Here is a 20,473-nt window from a genome sequence, read left to right on the forward strand (position 1 = left end):
CGCGGGGGAAATGATGGCGGCTAAAGAGGGGAGAGTTTACTGGCAAACACATGGGATGTGGTCAGGCACTGATTTAGTGGCGAGGGGGCTTGCCCCCGTTGGGGTGCGAAGCGCCCCTTACAATTCTTCAGTGCCACCGAGTCGCCTGGATTCACGACTGCTTCGCAGCCGAACGGGGGCAAGCCCCCTCGCCACAAAAGCCCCTTCATCCCATTGGTCGGGACTATTTAGGATAAAGCGGCGGCAACCCACTGTCGCCGACCACGCCTTGAAACCCTTCGGCCGTCGGGATCGCCCGGATGGCGCGCCAGAGTTCTTCACCTTGCCAATACTGCCCGGTTTCGCTGTAGAGCGCGCCGTTCAGGCCGTCGAGGGCATCGGACAGCGGCACGAAGCGGGCGGCCATGTCGGCCAGGGTTTCCGGTTGTTGCCGGGCCCAGGCGTCGAGGGCCTGGCGGGTGGCGTGGGTGTCGTTGGCCTGGCAGGCGCGTTTGAGGTCGTCGAGCAGCGTGCGTGGGCTCGGGCCGGTCTGCGCTGCCCGCAGGACTGCCGGTTGCGAGCGGGCGCGCCACCAGAGGCCGAAGCCCAGCAGGGTGGTGCAGGCCAGAATTGCCGTGCTGAGTTTCCACCACCAAAGGGCTTCGTTGCTGGCGCCGGCCATCACCAGCGGGCTGCTCGCCGGGGTGTCGACGATCAGGCTCGGATTGCTCGCCACTTGCAGCGTGCGGGCCGGCAGGCTGGTGTGTTCCAGATGATCCTCGAAGGTGTTCCACCAGATCACTTCAACGCTCGGCAAGTCGATGTCGCCGGTGCGGGTCGGCACCAGGGCTTCACGGTCCTCGCGACTGCCGACCAAGCCACGCTCTCCGCTCTGGTTGCTCAGCACCGGTTGATCCGGGTAGCGCCGCAGGCCGTTGATCTCGGTGGCGGGCAACGGTGGCAGTTGAGAGCTGGCGAGGCCTTCGGCGCTCAAGGTCAGGCTGCGGGTCAGCGAGTCGCCGACCTGCGCATGATCCGGTTCCGGGCTCCAGCTTTCACTCAGGCTCAGGCTGCGGGCGGGTAGCCAGGGAACAGCGGCTGGATAACTGCCGGGCTTGGCCTTGACCGTCAGCGGAATCTCGGTGGAACTGACGCGCATCAATTTGCCCGGTTTTGGCCCCTGGGGCGATCCGTCCTGGGACGGTTGGGCATCGACCAGTGTGGCACTGAACACTTGCGCCGGAATGGTCAATACACCGCTGTGCTGTGGGTAGATCGCGTAGCGCATTTCGATCACGCCGTGGCGCAAACCGTTGATGGCTTTCTCGTAGGTGCGCGACTCGCCCAGTTGTTCGATGCGCGCATCGGGAATCTGCAACGGGGTCAGGCTGCTGTCGTCGTACAGCGACACCGAATGATAAATGCGCAAGGTCAGGATCGCCTGAGCCTGCACATAGACGCTGTTTTGGTCGAGGCTGGCTTCGATGAACACCGGCGCAAGCGTGTTGCTGCTGTCCTGGGTTTCGCTTTCGATCACCTGCACGGTAATCGGTTGGCTCTGCGCCTCGCCCAGTTGCAGTGACGGAATTACCACACTGCCGTTCTGCCGGGGCAGTAGGGTGATGATCCAGCGGGTGGTCGCTTGAGTGTTGCCGTTGAGGGTGTTCGGTTGGTTGACCTGACGGGTACCGCGCACCTCGAACTGCGGCTCCAGCGGAGTCAGGTCGGGTTTGCCGAACTGGGTCACGTCGCTGGATTCCAGAGTCAGTTCGACCGTCTCCCCGGAATTCAGGCGACTGCGATCGACACTGGCGACCAGCTCCGCGGCCTGGGCCTGAGCGGTCCACAGAAGCAGTGCAAGCAAGAAGGCGGTGAAGCGGGTCATCGAGTTTTTCCCTGATCCTGATGTTGTTGCTGTTCGTACCAGAATTTGCGCCGGAGCAGTTCGCCGGGGTCATCCGGGATCTTGCGCAACCATTGCTCCAGCGCCTGTTGCTGTTCGCCTTCGAGCATGTCGCTGGCGGGGCGCCGTGGTGGCGTGGTGCTTTGTTCATCCCCCAATTCGCTGCCCGGAACTTCATTGGCGCCCGATTGCGGTGGTGCCGTGGGCGGCTGCTCGGCGTCCGGCGTGGCCTGTTGGGCGTCGGTTTTCGGCTCGCCATCACTCGGCTGGGTGGCGCTGCCCGGTGGCGGTTCCTGAGGCATGGTTTCGGTTTCGCCCTCGGCGGTTTTGTCCGGCTCGACGGGCGGTGTAGCGGTTTTCTGCTTGAGCAGCGTTTCCACCAGTGCCTTGTTGGTCAGCGCCGGGCGCAGGTCTGGCTGAAGCTCCAGCGCTTGCTCATAAGCATCCAGCGCCGCTTCCAGTTCGCCGCTTTTGGCCAGCGCGTTACCCCGATTGTAGTGGGCGTGGGCGTCGTTGCCTTGGGCAAACCGCTGGGCGGCGCCACTGTAGTCGCCAGCTTCATAGAGCGCCACACCTTGCCATTGCGGGTCTTCGAAATGCTGCGCGGCTTCGGCAGGGCGCTTTTGTTTGAGCAAGTGCAAACCCTGCTGATCGGGCCGCAGCCACAAGTCTTCGAAATCGAAGGCATAACTCGGTTGCGGCAGCAGGAACAGCAGCGGCAAGCAGAACAACCAGCCGCGACGCCCGGCACAGGCGGCCAGCAATAGTAACGGCAGCAGCAGCCAGTAACCCTGATCGGCCCAGGTGTCGAGGCGCAACGTCTGGCCGTCGTGGCGCAGGTCCCGTGGGCCGTCGAGCAGGCCGAGGTCGCGCAGGTCGGCATCGTCCAGGCGTGCCTGGGCGTAACCTCCACCCAGGCCATTGGCAAAGGCTTTCAGGCTGGGGCCGTCCAGATGCGGCACCAGAATCGCGCCCTGATCGTCCTTGAGGAAACTGCCGTCGTCCTGTGCGACCGGCGCACCTTCGGCGGTACCGATGCCGAGCATCAGAAATTGTGTGGACTTGGCGTCCAGCGCCTGACGAATCCCTTGGCGTTCGTGTTCCGTCAGCGACGAACCGATCAGCAGGATTCGCCCCTGGCCAAGGGCTCCCTGATCCAGCAGCGTCAGGGCCTTGGCCACCGCCAGATCGGCGCGATGACCGGCCTGGGGCATCAGCGACGGCTTGAGCGCATCCAAAAGATTGCGGCTGGTCGACAGGTCATCCGACAGTGGCACCAGCGTATGGGCGCTGCCGGCGTAGACGACGATGGCGGTCTGCGCGTCGCTGCGGTTTTGCAGCAGATCCAGCAGTTTGCGCCGGGCCTGTTCCAGCCGGTTTGGCGCAACGTCTGCGGCGAGCATTTCCGGGGTCAACTCAAGCAACACCACCAGCGGGTCAGCGGGTTTCTGGCCGGTTTGCTCAACGCGTTGCCAGCTCGGCCCCAGCAGGGCCAGCACGGTCAGCACCCAGGCCAGGCCCAGGGCGACCCACGGCAGTTTGCTCTCGCGACCGCTGCCACCACTGAGCAAGGCGGCATGGAAGGCCGGTGGCAGAATCATTTGCCAGCGACCCGCGCGCTTCTGCCGGTGCCAGAGTTGCCAGAGCAACCAGCCCAGCAACGGCAGCAATAACAGCCACCAAGGGCGGAACCAGTACGGCCAGAGAGCGATCATCGGCGCCTCCGCAGACGCAGGCGTTTGAGGCGCTGACGCCAGTCGGGCAGTTGCGTATGCAGAAACCGCTCTTTGGTAAACAGCTTCTTGGTAAATAGACGTTGCAACGGGTTATCCGGCCAGCGCTCACGGATCACCAGCAGCATGCTCAACAGCAGCGCCATCGCCAGAGGCCAGTGATACAACGCCTGGGCCGGACGGGCCTGCGTAGGTTGCTGGGCTACCGGTTCCAGTTTGTCGAGGGTGGTCTTGATCGCCTGCAATTCCTGGCCGTCGCGGGCGCGGAAATACTGGCCTCCGGTGGCTTGGGCAATGGCTTTCAAGGCCGGCTCGTCGAGGTCCAGGCTCGGGTTGATGCCCAGGAAGCCCAGGGTGCCACTTTGTTCCGGGTCGGCGCCAATGCCGATCGGGTAGATTTTTACGCCTTCATTCGCCGCCAGGCGTGCGGCGGTCAGCGGATCGATTTCGCCGCCATTGTTGGCACCGTCGGTGACCAGAATCAGCACGCGGCTTTGTGCCGGGCGTTGGCGCAGGCGTTTGAGGGCCAGGCCGATGGCGTCGCCGATGGCGGTGTTCTTGCCGGCAATACCGATTCGCGCTTCGTCGAGCCAGACACGCACGGTATGGCGGTCGAAGGTCAGCGGCGCTTGCAGATAGGCCTGGCTGCCGAACAGGATCAACCCGACCCGGTCGCCATCGCGACTTTCGAGAAAATCACCGAACAAATGCTGCACCAGTGACAGTCGGCTGACGTCTTCGTCCTGCCACTGCATGTCGGGGAAGTCCATTGAGCCGGAGACGTCCACTGCCACCAGCAAATCGCGGCCACTGGCGGCAATCGGTAGCGGTTCGCCGAGCCATTGCGGGCGCGCTGCGGCGATCAGCAGCAACAGCCACATCAGAATGAACGGGGCTTGCTGGCGCCAGGTCGGCAGGTTGGCCCGGGCGCGGCGGCGAGCGAGGCCTTCGAGGTCGCTGAGGAAGCTGACCTTGAGTGCCGGTTCGCCACTGTCGGCCACTGGCAACAGCACCCGCATCAGCCACGGTAGCGGCAGCAGGGCGAAAATCCACGGCCAGGCGAACTCAAACATGTTTGCGAATCCAGGTGTCGACGGCTTGAGTCAGGCCGGCGATGGCCTTGTCGTCGAGTTTGCACTCGGGCTTGTAGGCACCTTCCACCAGCACCATCCAGCGTGTAAGGCCAGCAGCCGGGCAGCGGTTGTCGAGGAACGCCAGCCACTGGCGGCCGTTGAGGGTGTGGCTCTGACTGTAGGGGTAATGGTTGCGGCACAGGCGTTTGAGCAAACCGTTGAGTTGCTGCAGCCAGGCACCGGCCGGGGCGCCGTCGTAGGGTTTGGGCATCAGCGCGAGTTCGGCCAGGGCGGCGAGGCGCACCGGGTCCAGCGGTTGTTCGGCGCGCACGACAGGGCGCTTGTCCGGAATGAAGCGTCGCAACTGCCATACGCCGAAACCGATCAGCGGCAGCAACAACAGCAGCAGCCACCAGCCCGGTGCCGGCGGCCAGAAGCCGATCGGTGGCGGGGAAATCAGCGGTTGCAGTTGATCGAGGCTGCTCATCGACCTTTCCCCGGACGTTGTGGGTTCAGGTATTCACGCAATTGCTCGACCATTTCGCTTTGGGTGCTCAACGGCATCAGCAACACCCGCAGCTTCTGCGCCAGCAGCTCCCAGCGGTCAATGCGTGCTTCCGCTTGGGCGCGATAGGCCTGGCGCAGGTCGAAATTCAAGGTGTCGAGTTCCAGTTGCGCGCCGTGTTCGGCAAAACGAAGCAGGCCGGCGGCGGGCAGGGCGTGATCCAGCGGGTCGGACACCGGCAGCAGCAACAGGTCGCAATGGCGCGACAACAGGCTCAGTTGCTGCTCGGCACTGTCGGACAAGGCGCGTTCGTCGCAGATCACAATCACCAGGCTGCCAGGGCGCAGCACTTCCCGGGCGCGGCGCAGGGCAATGCCGAAGGCATCGCGGTCCGGTTCGCGCTCGGTGTGCAGCGATTGATTGACCCGCACCAGCCGGTTGAGCAGTTGCAGCAGGCTCTGCTTACTGCGTCGCGGCTTGATTTCGTAATGCTCGTTGTCGCCGAACACCAGCCCGCCGACCCGGTCGTTATGCCCCAGCGCGGCCCAGCCAATCAGGCTCGCGGCCTGGGCGGCCAGCACCGACTTGAACATCAACCCGGAGCCGAAAAACAGCCGACGGCTCTGTTCAACCATGATGAAAATCGGTCGTTCGCGCTCCTCATGGAACAGCTTGGTGTGCGGTTCCTGGGTCCGGGCGGTGACGCGCCAGTCGATGCTGCGCACATCATCGCCGGCCTGATAGACCCGCACCTGATCGAAGTCCACCCCGCGCCCGCGCAGTTTGGAGTGGTGCAGGCCGATCAGCGGGCTGCGCTGGCTCGGCGTGGAAAACAGCTGCACTTCGCGCACGCGATGGCGCATCTCGATCAGCTCGGCGAGGCTGATGCGGATGCCTGGCTCGGGCGGCAGAAGGGTGTTCATCGGGGTCAAGCGACGGCTACGACGTCGAGAATCCGCTGGACCACCCGGTCCTGGTCGATGCCAGCGGCTTCGGCTTCAAAGGAAAGAATGATGCGGTGACGCAACACATCGAACAGCACCGCTTGAATGTCTTCCGGGCTGACGAAGTCGCGACCGGCCAGCCAGGCATGCGCCCGGGCACAACGGTCGAGGGCGATGGAGCCGCGTGGACTGGCGCCGTAGGCGATCCATTCGGCCATTTCCGGGTCGAACTTGGCCGGGATCCGCGTGGCCATGACCAGTTGCACCAGGTATTCCTCCACGGCGTCGGCCATGTACAAGCCGAGGATTTCCTTGCGCGCGGCGAAGATCGCCTGCTGGCTGACCCGGCGTTCAGGTTTGGTTTCGCCGTGCAGTGCTTCGCCACGGGCCTGTTGCAGAATCCGTCGTTCGACGGTGGCGTCGGGGAAGCCGATTTTCACGTGCATCAGGAACCGGTCGAGCTGGGCTTCGGGCAACGGGTAGGTGCCTTCCTGCTCGATGGGGTTTTGCGTGGCCATGACCAGAAACAGCGGCGACAGCTCGTAGGTGCTGCGCCCGACGCTGACCTGGCGTTCGCCCATGGCTTCGAGCAGGGCCGACTGGACCTTGGCCGGGGCACGGTTGATTTCGTCCGCCAGCACCAGGTTATGGAAGATCGGGCCTTGCTGGAACACGAAGCTGCCGGTTTCCGGGCGATAGATTTCCGTGCCGGTGATGTCGGCCGGCAGCAGGTCGGGGGTGAACTGGATGCGATGGAACTGTGCTTCGATGCCTTCGGCGAGTTCTTTGATGGCCTTGGTCTTGGCCAGCCCCGGGGCGCCCTCGACCAGCATGTGACCGTCGGCGAGCAAGGCGATGAGCAAGCGCTCGATGAGTTTTTCCTGGCCGAGAATCTGCGTTGAAAGAAAGGTTCGCAGCGCGAGCAGCGCTTCACGATGTTCCATCGATGACTGTTCCTGGAAAGGGTGACCGAAGACGTTCGAATAACGCCAGGGCTGGGGGCGTTACTTTAATCCATCGCGGGGGGCGCCGACTAACGGCATTTTGTAGAAATGTGCGGATTAACGCTCGTTCCCACGCTCTGCGTGGGAATGCATCACCGGACGCTCTGCGTCCCGCTTTAAAATCGTGACGCAGAGCGTCACAGGCTGCATCCCCACGCAGAGTGTGGGAACGATCACTAAACCGCCATCAGATTTCGCTGATGTAAGTACCAATCCCATTGAGGATGTTCTGCAAGGTTTCTTCCACCTCAGCCAGATCGCTGGCATCGGTACTGTGCAGGATTTCCAGCGAATCATTGCCATCCAGCGCATCGGCGTCCACGGCGGCGATTTCGATCAGCAGACGGTCAGGGCTGAGGGTGACTTTCACGCCATCCAGGGCCGAAGGCTTGTCGTGGAAGATGATCTCCAGCTCGTCCTCGTCCGGAAAGCGGCTCATCAGGAACATTTCGCCCTCGGCACTGGTGCAGCAGAGCATGGCCAGATTGTCTTCTTCGTCATCGCACGGGTTGACGATCAAGAGGTCGGTTGTGATTTGCATGGGGGAAATCCTGGCTCGGCGAGCGTTGTGAACACAACAAACGGCAATTCTGCCAGCCCTGGGGAATTTCTGCTTGGCTGAGTGTCAGAGGATGTGTTGTGAACATCCGATGCGTCTCGAGTCATTTCTGGTACGAAGGTGCCGTAAATCCGGGCATAAAACGCCCGTTTTCCTGCACGGCTGCTAGTGTTGTTCGAGGCGCATGCCACGAGTTACGTGCCGATGACCGAATATGTCGCAGCGCTGCAAGCACGGCCCTTGCCGCACTGGTTAAGCTGCGCAACGGATGAGCACCCGTAAAGGCATTGACGATGGCTGCGATGGTAGCCCCGCCAGTCGTTTTTGCAGATGCCCATTCAATGGAAGGTGAATGTGACCTGAGTGTCTCGTCCAGCTTCACCCAACTGTCGTCCTGTTTCCTCTGCCCGAGAATCAGGAACAGGGTGACGGATTGCCCCGAAAGGGGTTTGCACGCGACGCTTCCATCAATAACAAGCCCAAGCGGAGTACCACAGATGGCGTTCTTCACCGCAGCCAGCAAAGCCGACTTCCAGCACCAACTGCAAGCGGCACTGGCGCAGCACATCAGTGAACAGGCACTGCCACAAGTGGCGCTGTTCGCCGAACAATTTTTCGGCATCATTTCCCTCGACGAGCTGACCCAACGTCGGTTGTCCGACCTCGCCGGTTGCACCCTTTCTGCATGGCGCCTGCTTGAGCGCTTCGATCACGCTCAATCGCAAGTGCGTGTCTACAACCCCGATTACGAACGCCACGGCTGGCAGTCGACCCACACCGCGGTCGAAGTGCTGCACCACGATCTGCCATTCCTGGTGGATTCGGTGCGTACCGAGCTGAACCGTCGCGGCTACAGCATTCATACCCTGCAAACCACTGTGCTGAGCGTGCGTCGCGGCAGCAAGGGTGAGCTACTGGAAATCCTGCCGAAAGGCACCCAGGGTGAAGGCATTCTGCAAGAATCGCTGATGTACCTGGAAATCGACCGTTGCGCCAACACGGCCGAATTGAATGTCCTGACCAAAGAGCTGGAGCAGGTTCTCGGTGAAGTCCGCGTTGCGGTCGCCGATTTCGAACCGATGAAAGCCAAGGTCCAGGAGCTGATCGAAGGCATCGACAATAGCCAGTTCGCCATCGACGCCGAAGAAAAATCCGAAATCAAGAGCTTCCTGGAATGGCTGGTGGGCAACCACTTCACCTTCCTGGGCTACGAAGAGTTCGTGGTGGGCGAGGATCAGAACGGCGGTCACATCGACTATGATCAGAGCTCGTTCCTCGGCCTGACCAAGCTGCTGCGCGCCGGCCTGACCGTCGATGACCTGCGCATCGAAGACTACGCCGTCAACTACCTGCGTGAACCGACGCCGCTGTCGTTCGCCAAGGCGGCACACCCAAGCCGTGTCCACCGTCCGGCCTACCCGGACTACGTGTCGATCCGCCAGATCGATGCCAACGGCAAGGTCATCAAGGAATGCCGCTTCATGGGCCTGTACACCTCGTCGGTGTATGGCGAAAGCGTGCGGGTCATTCCTTACATCCGTCGCAAGGTCGAGATCATCGAGCAGCGCTCGGGCTTCCAGGCCAAGGCTCACTTGGGCAAGGAACTGGCCCAGGTACTTGAAGTGTTGCCTCGCGATGACCTGTTCCAGACGCCGGTGGATGAGTTGTTCGCCACCGTGATGTCGATCGTGCAGATCCAGGAACGCAACAAGATCCGCGTATTCCTGCGCAAAGACCCGTACGGTCGTTTCTGCTACTGCCTGGCCTATGTGCCGCGTGACATCTACTCCACCGAAGTGCGCCAGAAGATCCAGCAAGTGCTGATGGATCGTCTGAAAGCCTCTGACTGCGAGTTCTGGACCTTCTTCTCCGAATCCGTGCTGGCCCGTGTGCAGCTGATTCTGCGGGTCGACCCGAAGAACCGTCTGGACATCGACCCGGTTCTGCTGGAAAAAGAAGTGGTGCAGGCCTGCCGCAGCTGGCAGGACGACTACGCCAGCCTGGTGGTCGAGAGCTTCGGCGAAGCCCAGGGCACCAACGTGCTGGCCGACTTCCCGAAAGGCTTCCCGGCTGGTTACCGCGAGCGCTTCGCCGCCCACTCGGCTGTGGTCGACATGCAGCACCTGCTGAGCCTGAGCGAAAAGAATCCGCTGGTGATGAGCTTCTATCAGCCGCTGGGTCAGGTATCGGGCCAACGTGAGCTGCACTGCAAGCTGTATCACGCCGACACGCCGCTGGCGTTGTCCGATGTGTTGCCGATCCTGGAAAACCTCGGCCTGCGCGTACTGGGTGAATTCCCGTATCGCCTGCGCCACAACAGCGGTCGCGAGTTCTGGATTCACGACTTTGCGTTCACGGCTGCCGAAGGCCTGGAACTCGACATCCAGCAACTCAACGACACCTTGCAGGACGCCTTCGTCCACATCGTGCGTGGCGATGCCGAGAACGATGCGTTCAACCGTCTGGTGCTGACCGCTGGCCTGCCATGGCGCGACGTGGCGCTGCTGCGTGCCTATGCCCGTTACATGAAGCAGATCCGTCTGGGCTTCGACCTGGGTTACATCGCCAGCACCCTGAACAACCACACCGACATCGCTCGCGAGTTGACCCGGTTGTTCAAAACCCGTTTCTACCTGGCGCGCAAGCTGGCCAGTGACGACCTGGAAGACAAGCAACAACGCCTGGAACACGCGATTCTGAGCGCACTGGACGATGTTCAGGTGCTCAACGAAGACCGCATCCTGCGTCGTTACCTGGACCTGATCAAGGCGACCCTGCGGACCAACTTCTACCAGACCGATGCTCACGGTCAGAACAAGTCCTACTTCAGCTTCAAGTTCAACCCGCACCAGATTCCAGAGCTGCCGAAGCCGGTTCCGAAGTTTGAAATCTTCGTTTACTCGCCGCGCGTCGAAGGCGTGCACCTGCGCTTCGGCAACGTGGCTCGCGGCGGTCTGCGCTGGTCCGACCGTGAAGAAGACTTCCGCACCGAAGTCCTGGGCCTGGTAAAAGCCCAGCAAGTGAAGAACTCGGTCATCGTGCCGGTGGGTGCGAAGGGTGGCTTCCTGCCGCGTCGCCTGCCACTGGGCGGCAGCCGTGACGAGATCGCGGCCGAGGGCATCGCCTGCTACCGCATCTTCATCTCGGGCCTGTTGGACATCACCGACAACCTGAAAGACGGTGCGCTGGTGCCACCGGCCAACGTCGTGCGCCATGACGACGATGACCCGTACCTGGTGGTGGCGGCGGACAAGGGCACTGCGACCTTCTCCGACATCGCCAACGGTATCGCCATCGACTACGGCTTCTGGCTCGGCGACGCGTTCGCATCTGGCGGTTCCGCCGGTTACGACCACAAGAAAATGGGTATCACCGCCAAGGGCGCGTGGGTCGGCGTACAACGCCACTTCCGCGAACGCGGTATCAACGTCCAGGAAGACAGCATCACCGTGGTAGGCGTCGGCGACATGGCCGGTGACGTGTTCGGTAACGGCTTGCTGATGTCCGACAAGCTGCAACTGGTCGCAGCCTTCAACCACCTGCACATCTTCATCGACCCGAACCCGGAGCCTGCCAGCAGCTTCGCCGAGCGTCAGCGCCTGTTCGACCTGCCGCGTTCGGCCTGGTCGGATTACGACACCAGCATCATGTCCGAAGGCGGCGGTATCTTCTCCCGTAGCGCGAAGAGCATTGCCATCTCCGAGCAGATGAAAGAGCGCTTCGACATTCAGGCCGACAAGCTGACCCCGACCGAACTGCTCAACGCCTTGCTCAAGGCACCGGTAGACCTGTTGTGGAACGGCGGTATCGGCACGTACGTCAAAGCCAGCAGCGAAAGCCACGCCGATGTCGGCGACAAGGCCAACGATGCACTGCGCGTGAACGGTAACGAACTGCGCTGCAAGGTTGTGGGCGAGGGCGGTAACCTGGGCATGACCCAACTGGGTCGCGTCGAGTTCGGCCTCAATGGCGGCGGTTCCAACACCGACTTCATTGACAACGCCGGTGGCGTGGACTGCTCCGACCACGAAGTGAACATCAAGATCCTGCTGAACGAAGTGGTTCAGGCCGGCGACATGACCGACAAGCAGCGTAACCAGTTGCTGGCGAGCATGACCGACGAAGTCGGTGGCCTGGTGTTGGGCAACAACTACAAGCAGACCCAGGCACTGTCCCTGGCGGCCCGTCGTGCCTTGCCACGGATCGCTGAATACAAGCGCCTGATGAACGATCTGGAAGCCCGTGGCAAGCTGGATCGCGCCATCGAGTTCCTGCCGTCGGAAGACGCGATCAACGAGCGCGTCGCGGCAGGCCATGGCCTGACCCGTGCCGAGCTGTCGGTGCTGATCTCCTACAGCAAGATCGACCTCAAGGAGCAGTTGCTGGGCTCCCTGGTGCCGGACGACGACTACCTGACCCGTGACATGGAAACCGCTTTCCCGCCGACGCTGGTCAGCAAGTTCTCTGCCGCCATGCGCCGTCACCGCCTGAAGCGCGAAATCGTCAGCACCCAGATCGCCAACGATCTGGTCAACCACATGGGCATTACCTTCGTTCAACGGCTCAAAGAGTCGACCGGCATGAGCCCGGCGAACGTGGCCGGCGCTTACGTGATCGTGCGTGACATTTTCCATCTCCCGCACTGGTTCCGTCAGATCGAAGCCCTGGATTATCAGGTCTCGGCCGACGTACAACTGGAGCTGATGGACGAGCTGATGCGTCTGGGCCGTCGCGCTACGCGCTGGTTCCTGCGTGCCCGCCGCAACGAGCAGAACGCCGCCCGTGACGTCGCGCATTTCGGTCCGCACCTGAAGGAGTTGGGCCTCAAGCTTGACGAACTGCTCAGTGGCGAGATTCGCGACACCTGGCAGGCTCGCTATCAGGCGTACGTCGAAGCCGGTGTGCCGGAGTTGCTGGCACGCATGGTGGCTGGCACCACGCACCTGTACACCCTGCTGCCGATCATCGAGGCTTCCGACGTGACCGGCCAGGACCCGGCGGATGTGGCCAAGGCTTACTTCGCCGTGGGCAGTGCGCTGGACATCACCTGGTACCTGCAACAGATCAGCGCCCTGCCGGTTGAAAACAACTGGCAAGCGCTGGCCCGTGAAGCGTTCCGCGATGACGTCGACTGGCAACAACGTGCGATCACCATCTCGGTCCTGCAACAGGGCGACGGCACCCAGGACGTGGAAACACGCCTGGAGCTGTGGATGGAGCAGAACGAAGGCATGATCGAACGCTGGCGCGCCATGCTGGTGGAAATCCGTGCCGCCAGCGGCACTGATTACGCCATGTACGCGGTGGCCAACCGTGAATTGCTGGATGTCGCGTTGAGCGGTCAAACGGTAGTACCTGCCGTTATTACCGCTACTGCGGGTGCCGAGCTGGAACCGGCTGCCTGATTGAGCGTTGAATGAAAAAGCCCCGTCTCGAGAGAGACGGGGCTTTTTTTTGCCTGATGGTTTTTTGGGGGGGGGCTGGTCGGGCCTCTTCGCCTCAGCGATCAGTTCTGCAAAGGAATCAACACTTTCTCATCCGGGGCCAACACCATGAACACCAACAGCTTGGCGGGTTGGGTGGCGCTGGCATTTTTCGAGACCAGATGTTCCGAACCGGCCGGTTCGTACCAGAATTCGCCAGCCTTGTAGGTGGTCGCTTTTTCGCCTTTGACTTGAGAAGTGATCTCCCCTGACAGCACGTAGGCCATGGCCGTACCCTGGTGTTTATGGGCAATGGAAGATTGGCCCGGCTGGTAATCGACTTCGATCATCAAGGCTTTTTTGCCAGGTGCGTTTTTTAGCATCTGGTCCTGCAGAATGGTGACGTTTTCCGAAGGGGCGGCGGTTTTGTCGGCGAATGCCGAGGCTGAAACGCTCAGGGCCAGGGCGGTGAGAGAGGCGGCAAAAAAACGAAGTGCATTCATGGTTGATTACCTGTGGTGGTGAGTCGTCAGGGACCACGGTAAGCCGCGCCGTCGGGCAATCAAACGGCCAATTTTCCGGAAGGTGAGGGGACCAATCACTGATGTTACGTTCCCTGTAGCAGCTGTCGAGCCTGCGAGGCTGCGTTCGGCTGCGAAGCAGTCGTCAAATCAGAACTCGCGGTGCGTCAGACAGATCGCGTCAGCTGGACTCACGACTGCTTCGCAGCCGAACGCAGCCTCGCAGGCTCGACAGCTGCTACGGGGCTGCGATCTTTTGATCTTGTTTTAGACGATAGGAAAGCTGTTGAAGTCGACGGCATTGGCCAGTCGGCTGTCGATCAGGCCGATAAAGCCTTGCACTTCGGGGCGATTGAAATGCGCTTGCATGGCCGCTTCCGATTGCCAGCGGGCGCTGACCGTCCAGCGGGTGTCGTCCTCGGGGCAGCGGTCGACCATATAGCCGTCACAGCCCGGAAGTTCGCGCAGGGTGTCGACAATCTTTTGCAGTTGTTTGCCCAGTTCGTCCGAGCGACCGGCGGCAGCTCGTATCTTTACGGTGTTGAACACTTGGTTGGACATTACTCACACTCCTGAATCAGGCCGGACGAATCCTGCTCATTGAGGGATAACGCCCATGCAGGATAGGCCTGCCCCCTTGGGCCGCCAATAGCCAATCACCGGATAAAACCGCAGACCAATCCGTCAACCAACCTGCTGCAAAATGTCCCGCAAACGGTCCAGGGCGATGTCGATGTCCAGGGTTTCGATCGCCCCGAATCCCAGGAAAAGCCCGGCCCGTGGCGTTTGCTGGTAAAAAAAGTCGTCCAGGGTATAGAGCCCCACTTCGACTTTTTTCGCGAGTTCGATCACCAATGGAATATCGACCGGCACCTTGCACAGTACCGCCATGTGAAACCCGGCCGTGGTCGGCACCGCTTCGAACCATGGCGAAAGGTCGCTCGCCATCCGCGCCAGGATCCGTTCGCGGCGCCCGGCGTAAATCGTGTGGCAACGCCGGATGTGCTTGAGCAGACAGCCTTCGGCGATGAACTTGGCCAGCGCCCATTGGGGCAGGGTGGAGGTGTGCCGGTCGGTGAGTTGCTTGGCGCTGATCACCGCTTCGAGAATCGCCGGCGGCAAAATCGCATACCCCAGCCGCAACTCCGGCAACAGGGTCTTCGAGAAGGTGCCGACGTAGGCGACGATGCCGCGTTCATCCAGGCTTTGCAGCGAGTCGGTGGGCCGTCCTTCATAGCGGAACTCGCTGTCGTAATCGTCCTCGATGATGATCGCCCCCAGTTCGTGGGCCCGCTCCAGCAGCGCCAGCCGACGCTCGTGGCTCATGGGCATGCCCAAGGGGAACTGGTGCGAGGGGGTGACATAAATCAGCCGCGTGCCGTCGGGAATGTGCTCGACCTGGATGCCTTGAGCATCGACCGGCACGCCGACCACCGTTGCGCCATGAGTCCCGAACAACAGGCGCGCCGGAGGGTAACCGGGGTCCTCCATGGCCACGAGGCTGCCCGGTTGGGTCAACACCCGGGAAATCAGGTCCAGCGCTTGCTGCGCGCCATTGCACACCACAACGTCTTCGTCCCGACAATTGACCCCGCGGGAAAATGCGATGTGCTGTGCGATTGCATTGCGCAACGCCGGCAGGCCTTCGGGCTGGCTGTAGAAACCCTTGGAGCCGGCGATCTGGCGCAAGGCATGGGAGGTACAACGGCGCCAGTCGTCCTGCGGAAATTGGCCCTTGCTGGTTGCACCACCGATAAAGTCGTAGCGCAGCGAGCCTTCCAGCGTCGGGTGGCGCAAGAACGTCGGCAACTTGCGCCAGCTCTCGATGACATCGAAGCTGGCCAATTCCGAATGGCTCTGTTTACGGACGACTTTTGCCGCCCGGGCATTGACGTAGGTGCCTTTGCCGATCACCCCGGTGAGGAAGTTTTCGTAGGTCAGTTGCGCATACGTGTCGGAAATGGTCTTGCGCGAAATCCCCAGTTGTTCGGCCAGCAAACGGCTGGGCGGCAGCTGCGTGCCGGCTGCCAGGCGCCCGGATTCGATGGCGCTGCGCAGTTGCCGGTACAGCTGGCCTGCCAGATCCTTGCGGCCGTTGATGACAACGTGAAGTTCCATACCGGCGGGGCTCCTGGGGCGATTGTGAGGCGACTGTGCGTCGCGTCAGATTACCTGCATGAGTGACTGCACAGAAGTTGTGTGGGTGAAAAACCGGCGATTGGTCTTCTGTCGGGCGGTCCATGGCTTTTTCGCTGAATTGGCTCTGTAACGCTCGTGCATCAGCGCCTAACGTGGAGATACCGATTCGCGCCACGAGGCCGCCGCCATGACCGTTCGCCTGGATTACTACAGCGCATCGCCCAAGGCGATGAAAGCCATGATCGCCATGGAGGCCTTGACCCGTGATCTGAGCATCGAACCGGCGTTGCTGAACCTGATCAAGATCCGCGCCTCGCAGCTCAATGGCTGCGCCTTCTGCACTGACATGCACTCGGTGGACGCACGTCGTATCGGCGAGACCGATCGGCGGCTGTATGCAATCGTGGTCTGGCGCGACAGCGGCTTTTTCAGCCCTCGGGAGCGGGCGGCCCTGGCCTGGACCGAAGCGGTGACCCTGCTCGCGCAAAGCCATGTGCCGGACGATGTTTATGCACTGGCCCGGGAGCAGTTCGGTGAAGGGGAATTGGTCGACCTGACGATGGCCATCAGCGCCATCAACAGCTGGAATCGCCTGGCGGTGAGTTTTCGGCAAACCCCCGGCGGTTGATTATCGGTTTGGTTTTTGCCCGCTTGTCACATCAGGTTCATGAACGATCAGCAGGATGAAACGCTCAAGGACAGATCGACAGGGAGTCATCAATGTCATTCATGGAATCCGCCGGGCGTCAGGGCGTGGCCGAGTACCATTCGCCCGTAGAACACAGTAACGCCTTACACTCACGGATAGCCGGAATCGATCCGGTGTTGCTGCAGTCTTTCAGGGTCAGCGCCCGCTGTGGCTGTTTCATGCAGGCGGCCCGCAGTCTCAATATCAAGTCGACCCAGTTGCGTAAACAATTGGCGCAACTTGAAACACAACTGCAGCGCTCGTTGTTCTGCCATTCGGGCAATGGCTTTGCCCTCAGTCGTGACGGGTTGCAGCTTCAGGCGCAGTTGATGGCCTTGGCCCGTGAACGCGACTTGCCGGTGATTGAACAGCCCTTGATTCGCCTGGCCGTGGCCGAGTCGATCCTGCACGACATCCTCGGTCGCGACCTGGTCTCGCTGCTGCGGCGCAACGCCAGTGTGCGCCTGGACATCATTTCCCTCGACAGCGAGTTGTCCCTGCGGGCGATCAGCGCCGATGTGGTGGTGTGGCTGGCGGGCACCGATTCGCCATTGCCAAGCCCCAGTTTTGCTGTCAGCGAGCCCCAGCGGCTTGCGCGGCTGGACTATCTGCCGCACATCGCCAAGCGCTATTCACGGGTCGCGGCCCGCCCGGACAGCCTGGGTGACCTGGTCGACTTCATGCTGGTGCAATGGCAGCACGACCGCCAGGTCGAGACCTTTGGGCCGTGGAACCGTCTGGTGGAGCAGCGCCTGGCGGGGGTGGTGCAGTTGCATTCCTATGAGTTGATGCTGGAGATGATCCGTTGCAGCGCTTGCATCGGTTTGTTGCCGCATTATATGAGCCGATTCGATCGAGGGCTGCTGGCGTTGCCCGGGCTGTTCAACCAACCGATGCAGCGCCAGGTGTGGATGGCGGTCAATGCCGACTCCCGAAATGAGGCCGAGGTGCAGGGAGTTGTCGAGCTGATCCGCAATACCTTCAACGAGCGGCGGGAGTGGTTTGAGCAGCTCGACTGAGCTTCTGGCAAGAACACCTTTGTGGCGAGGGGGCTTGTCGGAACGCCGCACCGCCCCGTTGGGTTGCGAAGCAGCCTCCATTCTGAGAACCCGGTTTGCCTGATGCACCGAGTCGAATGGTTTGGGGCCGCTGCGCAACCCAACGGGGGCAAGCCCCCTCGCCACATGGGTTTGCGCCGTTATAGAGTAAGCGGCCATGTACGCATCAAGGACGAAACATTCATGCCCGCCGACTCCGTCATTACCCTCGAACGCTTCAACGAATCCCACATCGAGGGCGTCACCGCCCTCTACAACGACCCGGCTGTGGCCCGTCAGGTGCTGCAGATGCCGTTTCAGTCCTCCGAGGTCTGGCGCCAACGCCTGATGGCGGACAATGAACGGGCGGTGAAACTGGTGGCGCTGCACCAGGGAACGGTCATCGGCAACATCGGTCTGGAACAGTTTTCGCGAGTTCGCCGCAGCCACGCCGGCAGCTTCGGCATGGGTGTCGCCGTGGCTTGGCAAGGCAAGGGTGTCGGTTCGAAGCTGCTGGCGGCGGCGCTCGATGTCGCCGACAACTGGATGAACCTGCAACGGGTCGAACTCTCGGTGTACGCCGACAACGAAGCGGCCATCGGCCTGTACCGAAAATTCGGCTTCGAGACCGAAGGCCTGTTCCGCGACTATGCCGTGCGTGACGGTCGCCTGGTCGATACCCTGAGCATGGCGCGCTTGCGTCGCACGCCCAAGGAAGGTTGAGTCAGTCGCCCAACGCAAACGCCACCGCCGCCTGCGCATGCAGTTCGGTGGTGTCGAACAAGGGCAGGGCGCTGTGTTCGGGTTTGATCAGCAGGCCGATCTCGGTGCAGCCGAGGATGATCGCCTGGGCGCCGCGTTCGGTCAGCGCTTCGATCACCCGTTGATAGACCTGGCGCGACGCCTCGCTGATGACCCCGACGCACAACTCGTCATAGATGATCCGATGCAGCGCCTGTCGCTCTTCAGCCTCCGGCACCAGCACCGTCAGGCCCTTGGCCGTCAGACGTGCCTTGAGAAAGTCCTGCTCCATGGTGAATGCAGTACCGAGCAGGCCTACCCGCAGCGCACCGGCGTCCAGTGCCGCCTGAGCGGCAGGGGCGGCAATGTGCAGGAACGGAACATCAATCGCAGACTGAATCTGCCCGGCCACCTTGTGCATGGTGTTGGTACACAGCACCACGCAGTCGGCGCCGCCAGCCTCCAGGCGTTGCGCGGCATCCACCAGAATCGCCGCCGCATCGTCCCAGCGCCCGGCATGTTGGGCCTGTTCGACAGGGCCGAAGTCGACGCTGTACATTAGCAATTTCGCCGAACGCAACGGCCCGAGGCGGTCGCGTACCTGCTGGTTGATAAGACGGTAATACTCGGCGCTGGACTCCCAGCTCATGCCGCCGATAAGGCCGATGGTGCGCATGTCATGCTCCTGTGAATGGCAAACCCTTGCGAGAGAGTGTCCAGTGGATCCTTGTTCCGATCTATCAGGAAATTTCACATGCCCGGTGTGCTGAGCGAGAACCTGTTGGGCGGCAGACTCTGCCTGCAACTCTTGCCCCGTGCGCCTTACAGTGTGCGGGATCCGGCGCAGTCGCAAACCCTCGGGGTGACGCTTGAACGTCAGCAGGGCGTGCATGCGATCGATTCTGACCGGCGGACGGATTTCGATACCTGGCCGGGCGTATTGGCGTACACGCCGGTCGGCGTGGAGGTGTTTTCCGAATCGGCCAGCGGTGGCGAGTATCTGCTGATGCGGCTGGACGAACAGTTCGCCAGCGAACAATTACCCAGTGTCGCCCACCGTGTGCAGTCTTGCGGCAATCGACGTGCGCTGACCATCGCACGTGAGATTCGTCGTCAGTTGCTCGCCACGCAGCCCGACCCGCTGGCGCTTGAGCAATGTGCCGTGGCGCTGGTTGGCGTCGCGGGTTCGATAACCGATACAACGCAGCGTGCCACGCCCAAGGCCTTTGCCCGAGTCATGGAACAGATCGCCGAGCAGTTCCAGCACCCCCTGACGCTGGAACAATTGGCTGTCACCTATGGGCACAACGAACTGCGCTTTCTGCGCGATTTCACCCAGGCTATTGGCCTGACGCCTCACGCCTACCTCATTGAAGTGCGGCTTCAGGCCGCACGCAGGCTGATCGAGCGCACGGCTCTGCCCTTGGCCAGCATCGCTCTGGATGTCGGCTTCGCCCATCAGTCCCACATGGGCAGTGCCTTTCGCAAATACCTGGCCATGACCCCCAGCCAGTACCGCTCGCGCTTTTAGTCGTACGCCGACAGCGCGCATCTGCCATGCTCAAAGTCCGCAGCACCGCTTCAACCAAAGGAACATCGCAATGGACGACGTACAGCAACTGGGCGAGATGCTTCGCCACTATGCAGAAAGCGAAGCGCACAAGAAGCAACTGTTTGAGGCGCAATCGGCCGTGTGGGCGACGCGCATCGGGGAGTTGTTCGATCAGATCCAGCAGTGGCTGGCACCGGTCCTGGCGCCGAACCTGCTGGAAGTGAGCCGCGAGGCGTATGTCGCATCCGGGCCGAGTGTGCCGGTGGAGACGTCGACGTTCAAGACCGAGAAACTGAGCGTCGTTATCGCCGGCAAACCGGTGGAGTTTGTGCCAGACGTGATGGGCGTTGGTGGGCAGATTTCCCTTGCCGTGATGGGGTTGACCGCGGCGCGCTATGGCAGTATTTCGCTGGTGTGCCTGCCACCGTCCAGCGCCTGGCAATGGCGCAAGACCAACGGCCTGAAAGATCCGGACACCTTTGCCTTCGATGCAAACTTTTTGGCGCAGCAACTGCAGAGCCTGATACCCCGCGAGCGCAACTAATGTCCATGTGATCGACACTCAACCCTGTGGGAACGGGCTTTTGTGGCGAGGGGGCTTGCCCCCGTTGGGCCGCGCAGCGGACCCAGAACCTGCGAGCGCTGCGCACTCGAACGGGGGCAAGCCCCCTC

At 61.7% G+C, this 20,473-nt stretch carries 18 protein-coding genes; 6 read left to right on the forward strand and 12 right to left on the reverse strand.

The genetic code is table 11. From position 1 onward, the window contains the following. Positions 1 to 223: 223 nt before the first annotated feature. The 8 genes from AC1DQM_RS01260 to AC1DQM_RS01295 all read right to left on the reverse strand — a co-directional run bounded on the left by AC1DQM_RS01260 (position 224) and on the right by AC1DQM_RS01295 (position 8,223). The gene (locus AC1DQM_RS01260; protein ID WP_477745705.1) at positions 224 to 1,864 is read right to left on the reverse strand and encodes a BatD family protein; all 1,641 of its coding nucleotides are present in this window, start codon (positions 1,862 to 1,864) and stop codon (positions 224 to 226) included. Then, positions 1,861 to 3,597: a vWA domain-containing protein gene (locus AC1DQM_RS01265; RefSeq protein WP_477745706.1), complete on the reverse strand. Its 1,737-nt coding sequence runs from the start codon at positions 3,595 to 3,597 to the stop codon at positions 1,861 to 1,863. Before AC1DQM_RS01265 ends, AC1DQM_RS01260 begins: the two co-directional genes overlap by 4 nt. Beyond that, on the reverse strand, positions 3,594 to 4,688 hold the full coding sequence (locus tag AC1DQM_RS01270) for a vWA domain-containing protein (protein ID WP_018926163.1): 1,095 nt from the start codon (positions 4,686 to 4,688) through the stop codon (positions 3,594 to 3,596). The genes AC1DQM_RS01265 and AC1DQM_RS01270 overlap by 4 nt, the downstream gene beginning before the upstream one ends. Beyond that, positions 4,681 to 5,175: a DUF4381 domain-containing protein gene (locus AC1DQM_RS01275; protein WP_019579298.1), complete on the reverse strand. Its 495-nt coding sequence runs from the start codon at positions 5,173 to 5,175 to the stop codon at positions 4,681 to 4,683. The genes AC1DQM_RS01270 and AC1DQM_RS01275 overlap by 8 nt, the downstream gene beginning before the upstream one ends. Further along, the gene (locus tag AC1DQM_RS01280; RefSeq protein ID WP_018926162.1) at positions 5,172 to 6,116 is read right to left on the reverse strand and encodes a DUF58 domain-containing protein; all 945 of its coding nucleotides are present in this window, start codon (positions 6,114 to 6,116) and stop codon (positions 5,172 to 5,174) included. Before AC1DQM_RS01280 ends, AC1DQM_RS01275 begins: the two co-directional genes overlap by 4 nt. A 5-nt stretch (positions 6,117 to 6,121) precedes the next feature. Beyond that, entirely contained in the window at positions 6,122 to 7,081 is a 960-nt protein-coding gene (locus tag AC1DQM_RS01285) for an AAA family ATPase (protein ID WP_007941298.1), read from the reverse strand. A gap of 247 nt (positions 7,082 to 7,328) precedes the next feature. Continuing rightward, complete coding sequence (locus tag AC1DQM_RS01290) at positions 7,329 to 7,682, reverse strand: hypothetical protein (RefSeq protein ID WP_477745707.1); 354 nt, start codon at positions 7,680 to 7,682, stop codon at positions 7,329 to 7,331. 121 nt (positions 7,683 to 7,803) lie between these two features. Further along, complete coding sequence (locus AC1DQM_RS01295; protein WP_140393602.1) at positions 7,804 to 8,223, reverse strand: hypothetical protein; 420 nt, start codon at positions 8,221 to 8,223, stop codon at positions 7,804 to 7,806. On the opposite strand from AC1DQM_RS01295, the gene AC1DQM_RS01300 reads away from it, so the two are divergent. Next, positions 8,198 to 13,105 (forward strand): NAD-glutamate dehydrogenase, encoded by a 4,908-nt coding sequence (locus AC1DQM_RS01300; protein WP_018926160.1) that lies wholly within the window; start codon positions 8,198 to 8,200, stop codon positions 13,103 to 13,105. The two genes, AC1DQM_RS01295 and AC1DQM_RS01300, sit on opposite strands and share 26 nt — an antisense overlap. Before the next feature lie 101 nt (positions 13,106 to 13,206). On the opposite strand, the gene AC1DQM_RS01305 is transcribed toward AC1DQM_RS01300, so the two are convergent. From AC1DQM_RS01305 to pdxR, 3 genes are all read right to left on the reverse strand, one after another. Beyond that, positions 13,207 to 13,626: a cupin domain-containing protein gene (locus AC1DQM_RS01305; RefSeq protein ID WP_138867708.1), complete on the reverse strand. Its 420-nt coding sequence runs from the start codon at positions 13,624 to 13,626 to the stop codon at positions 13,207 to 13,209. 285 nt (positions 13,627 to 13,911) lie between these two features. After that, positions 13,912 to 14,205 (reverse strand): putative quinol monooxygenase, encoded by a 294-nt coding sequence (locus tag AC1DQM_RS01310; protein WP_018926158.1) that lies wholly within the window; start codon positions 14,203 to 14,205, stop codon positions 13,912 to 13,914. A gap of 123 nt (positions 14,206 to 14,328) precedes the next feature. Beyond that, a complete protein-coding gene (gene pdxR / locus AC1DQM_RS01315) occupies positions 14,329 to 15,762 on the reverse strand; it encodes a MocR-like pyridoxine biosynthesis transcription factor PdxR (RefSeq protein ID WP_477745708.1) in 1,434 nt (477 codons plus the stop codon). A gap of 208 nt (positions 15,763 to 15,970) precedes the next feature. Between pdxR and AC1DQM_RS01320 the strand changes: the two genes are divergently transcribed. The 3 genes from AC1DQM_RS01320 to AC1DQM_RS01330 all read left to right on the forward strand — a co-directional run bounded on the left by AC1DQM_RS01320 (position 15,971) and on the right by AC1DQM_RS01330 (position 18,231). Then, a complete protein-coding gene (locus AC1DQM_RS01320; RefSeq protein ID WP_018926156.1) occupies positions 15,971 to 16,411 on the forward strand; it encodes a carboxymuconolactone decarboxylase family protein in 441 nt (146 codons plus the stop codon). A 92-nt stretch (positions 16,412 to 16,503) separates the two neighbouring features. Continuing rightward, positions 16,504 to 17,490, forward strand: coding sequence for a LysR substrate-binding domain-containing protein (locus tag AC1DQM_RS01325; RefSeq protein ID WP_477745709.1), 987 nt, complete (start codon positions 16,504 to 16,506; stop codon positions 17,488 to 17,490). Between the two features lie 222 nt (positions 17,491 to 17,712). Next, positions 17,713 to 18,231 carry a GNAT family N-acetyltransferase gene (locus AC1DQM_RS01330; protein WP_477745710.1) on the forward strand — a complete coding sequence of 173 codons (519 nt, stop codon included), beginning with the start codon at positions 17,713 to 17,715 and terminating at the stop codon, positions 18,229 to 18,231. A gap of 1 nt (position 18,232) precedes the next feature. On the opposite strand, the gene AC1DQM_RS01335 is transcribed toward AC1DQM_RS01330, so the two are convergent. Further along, entirely contained in the window at positions 18,233 to 18,925 is a 693-nt protein-coding gene (locus AC1DQM_RS01335; RefSeq protein WP_477745711.1) for an aspartate/glutamate racemase family protein, read from the reverse strand. Positions 18,926 to 19,003: 78 nt separating this feature from the next. On the opposite strand from AC1DQM_RS01335, the gene AC1DQM_RS01340 reads away from it, so the two are divergent. Both AC1DQM_RS01340 and AC1DQM_RS01345 read left to right on the forward strand, forming a co-directional pair. Beyond that, entirely contained in the window at positions 19,004 to 19,780 is a 777-nt protein-coding gene (locus AC1DQM_RS01340) for a helix-turn-helix domain-containing protein (RefSeq protein WP_477745712.1), read from the forward strand. A gap of 70 nt (positions 19,781 to 19,850) precedes the next feature. Continuing rightward, positions 19,851 to 20,345, forward strand: a complete 495-nt coding sequence (locus AC1DQM_RS01345; protein ID WP_064618184.1) for a hypothetical protein — start codon at positions 19,851 to 19,853, stop codon at positions 20,343 to 20,345. The last annotated feature ends 128 nt before the right edge of the window (positions 20,346 to 20,473 follow it).

This window comes from Pseudomonas sp. 01L34, assembly GCF_056400265.1.

Excerpts from the sequence above, each read along its gene's own strand:
- AC1DQM_RS01330 (WP_477745710.1), top strand. The coding sequence starts at position 17,713 with ATGCCCGCCGACTCCGTCATTACCCTCGAACGCTTCAACGAATCCCAC.
- AC1DQM_RS01320 (WP_018926156.1), top strand. The coding sequence starts at position 15,971 with ATGACCGTTCGCCTGGATTACTACAGCGCATCGCCCAAGGCGATGAAA.
- AC1DQM_RS01265 (WP_477745706.1), bottom strand. The coding sequence starts at position 3,597 with ATGATCGCTCTCTGGCCGTACTGGTTCCGCCCTTGGTGGCTGTTATTG.
- AC1DQM_RS01325 (WP_477745709.1), top strand. The coding sequence starts at position 16,504 with ATGTCATTCATGGAATCCGCCGGGCGTCAGGGCGTGGCCGAGTACCAT.
- AC1DQM_RS01305 (WP_138867708.1), bottom strand. The coding sequence starts at position 13,626 with ATGAATGCACTTCGTTTTTTTGCCGCCTCTCTCACCGCCCTGGCCCTG.
- AC1DQM_RS01340 (WP_477745712.1), top strand. The coding sequence starts at position 19,004 with ATGCCCGGTGTGCTGAGCGAGAACCTGTTGGGCGGCAGACTCTGCCTG.
- AC1DQM_RS01345 (WP_064618184.1), top strand. The coding sequence starts at position 19,851 with ATGGACGACGTACAGCAACTGGGCGAGATGCTTCGCCACTATGCAGAA.
- AC1DQM_RS01270 (WP_018926163.1), bottom strand. The coding sequence starts at position 4,688 with ATGTTTGAGTTCGCCTGGCCGTGGATTTTCGCCCTGCTGCCGCTACCG.
- AC1DQM_RS01335 (WP_477745711.1), bottom strand. The coding sequence starts at position 18,925 with ATGCGCACCATCGGCCTTATCGGCGGCATGAGCTGGGAGTCCAGCGCC.
- AC1DQM_RS01290 (WP_477745707.1), bottom strand. The coding sequence starts at position 7,682 with ATGCAAATCACAACCGACCTCTTGATCGTCAACCCGTGCGATGACGAA.
- pdxR (WP_477745708.1), bottom strand. The coding sequence starts at position 15,762 with ATGGAACTTCACGTTGTCATCAACGGCCGCAAGGATCTGGCAGGCCAG.
- AC1DQM_RS01275 (WP_019579298.1), bottom strand. The coding sequence starts at position 5,175 with ATGAGCAGCCTCGATCAACTGCAACCGCTGATTTCCCCGCCACCGATC.
- AC1DQM_RS01310 (WP_018926158.1), bottom strand. The coding sequence starts at position 14,205 with ATGTCCAACCAAGTGTTCAACACCGTAAAGATACGAGCTGCCGCCGGT.
- AC1DQM_RS01280 (WP_018926162.1), bottom strand. The coding sequence starts at position 6,116 with ATGAACACCCTTCTGCCGCCCGAGCCAGGCATCCGCATCAGCCTCGCC.
- AC1DQM_RS01300 (WP_018926160.1), top strand. The coding sequence starts at position 8,198 with ATGGCGTTCTTCACCGCAGCCAGCAAAGCCGACTTCCAGCACCAACTG.
- AC1DQM_RS01285 (WP_007941298.1), bottom strand. The coding sequence starts at position 7,081 with ATGGAACATCGTGAAGCGCTGCTCGCGCTGCGAACCTTTCTTTCAACG.
- AC1DQM_RS01260 (WP_477745705.1), bottom strand. The coding sequence starts at position 1,864 with ATGACCCGCTTCACCGCCTTCTTGCTTGCACTGCTTCTGTGGACCGCT.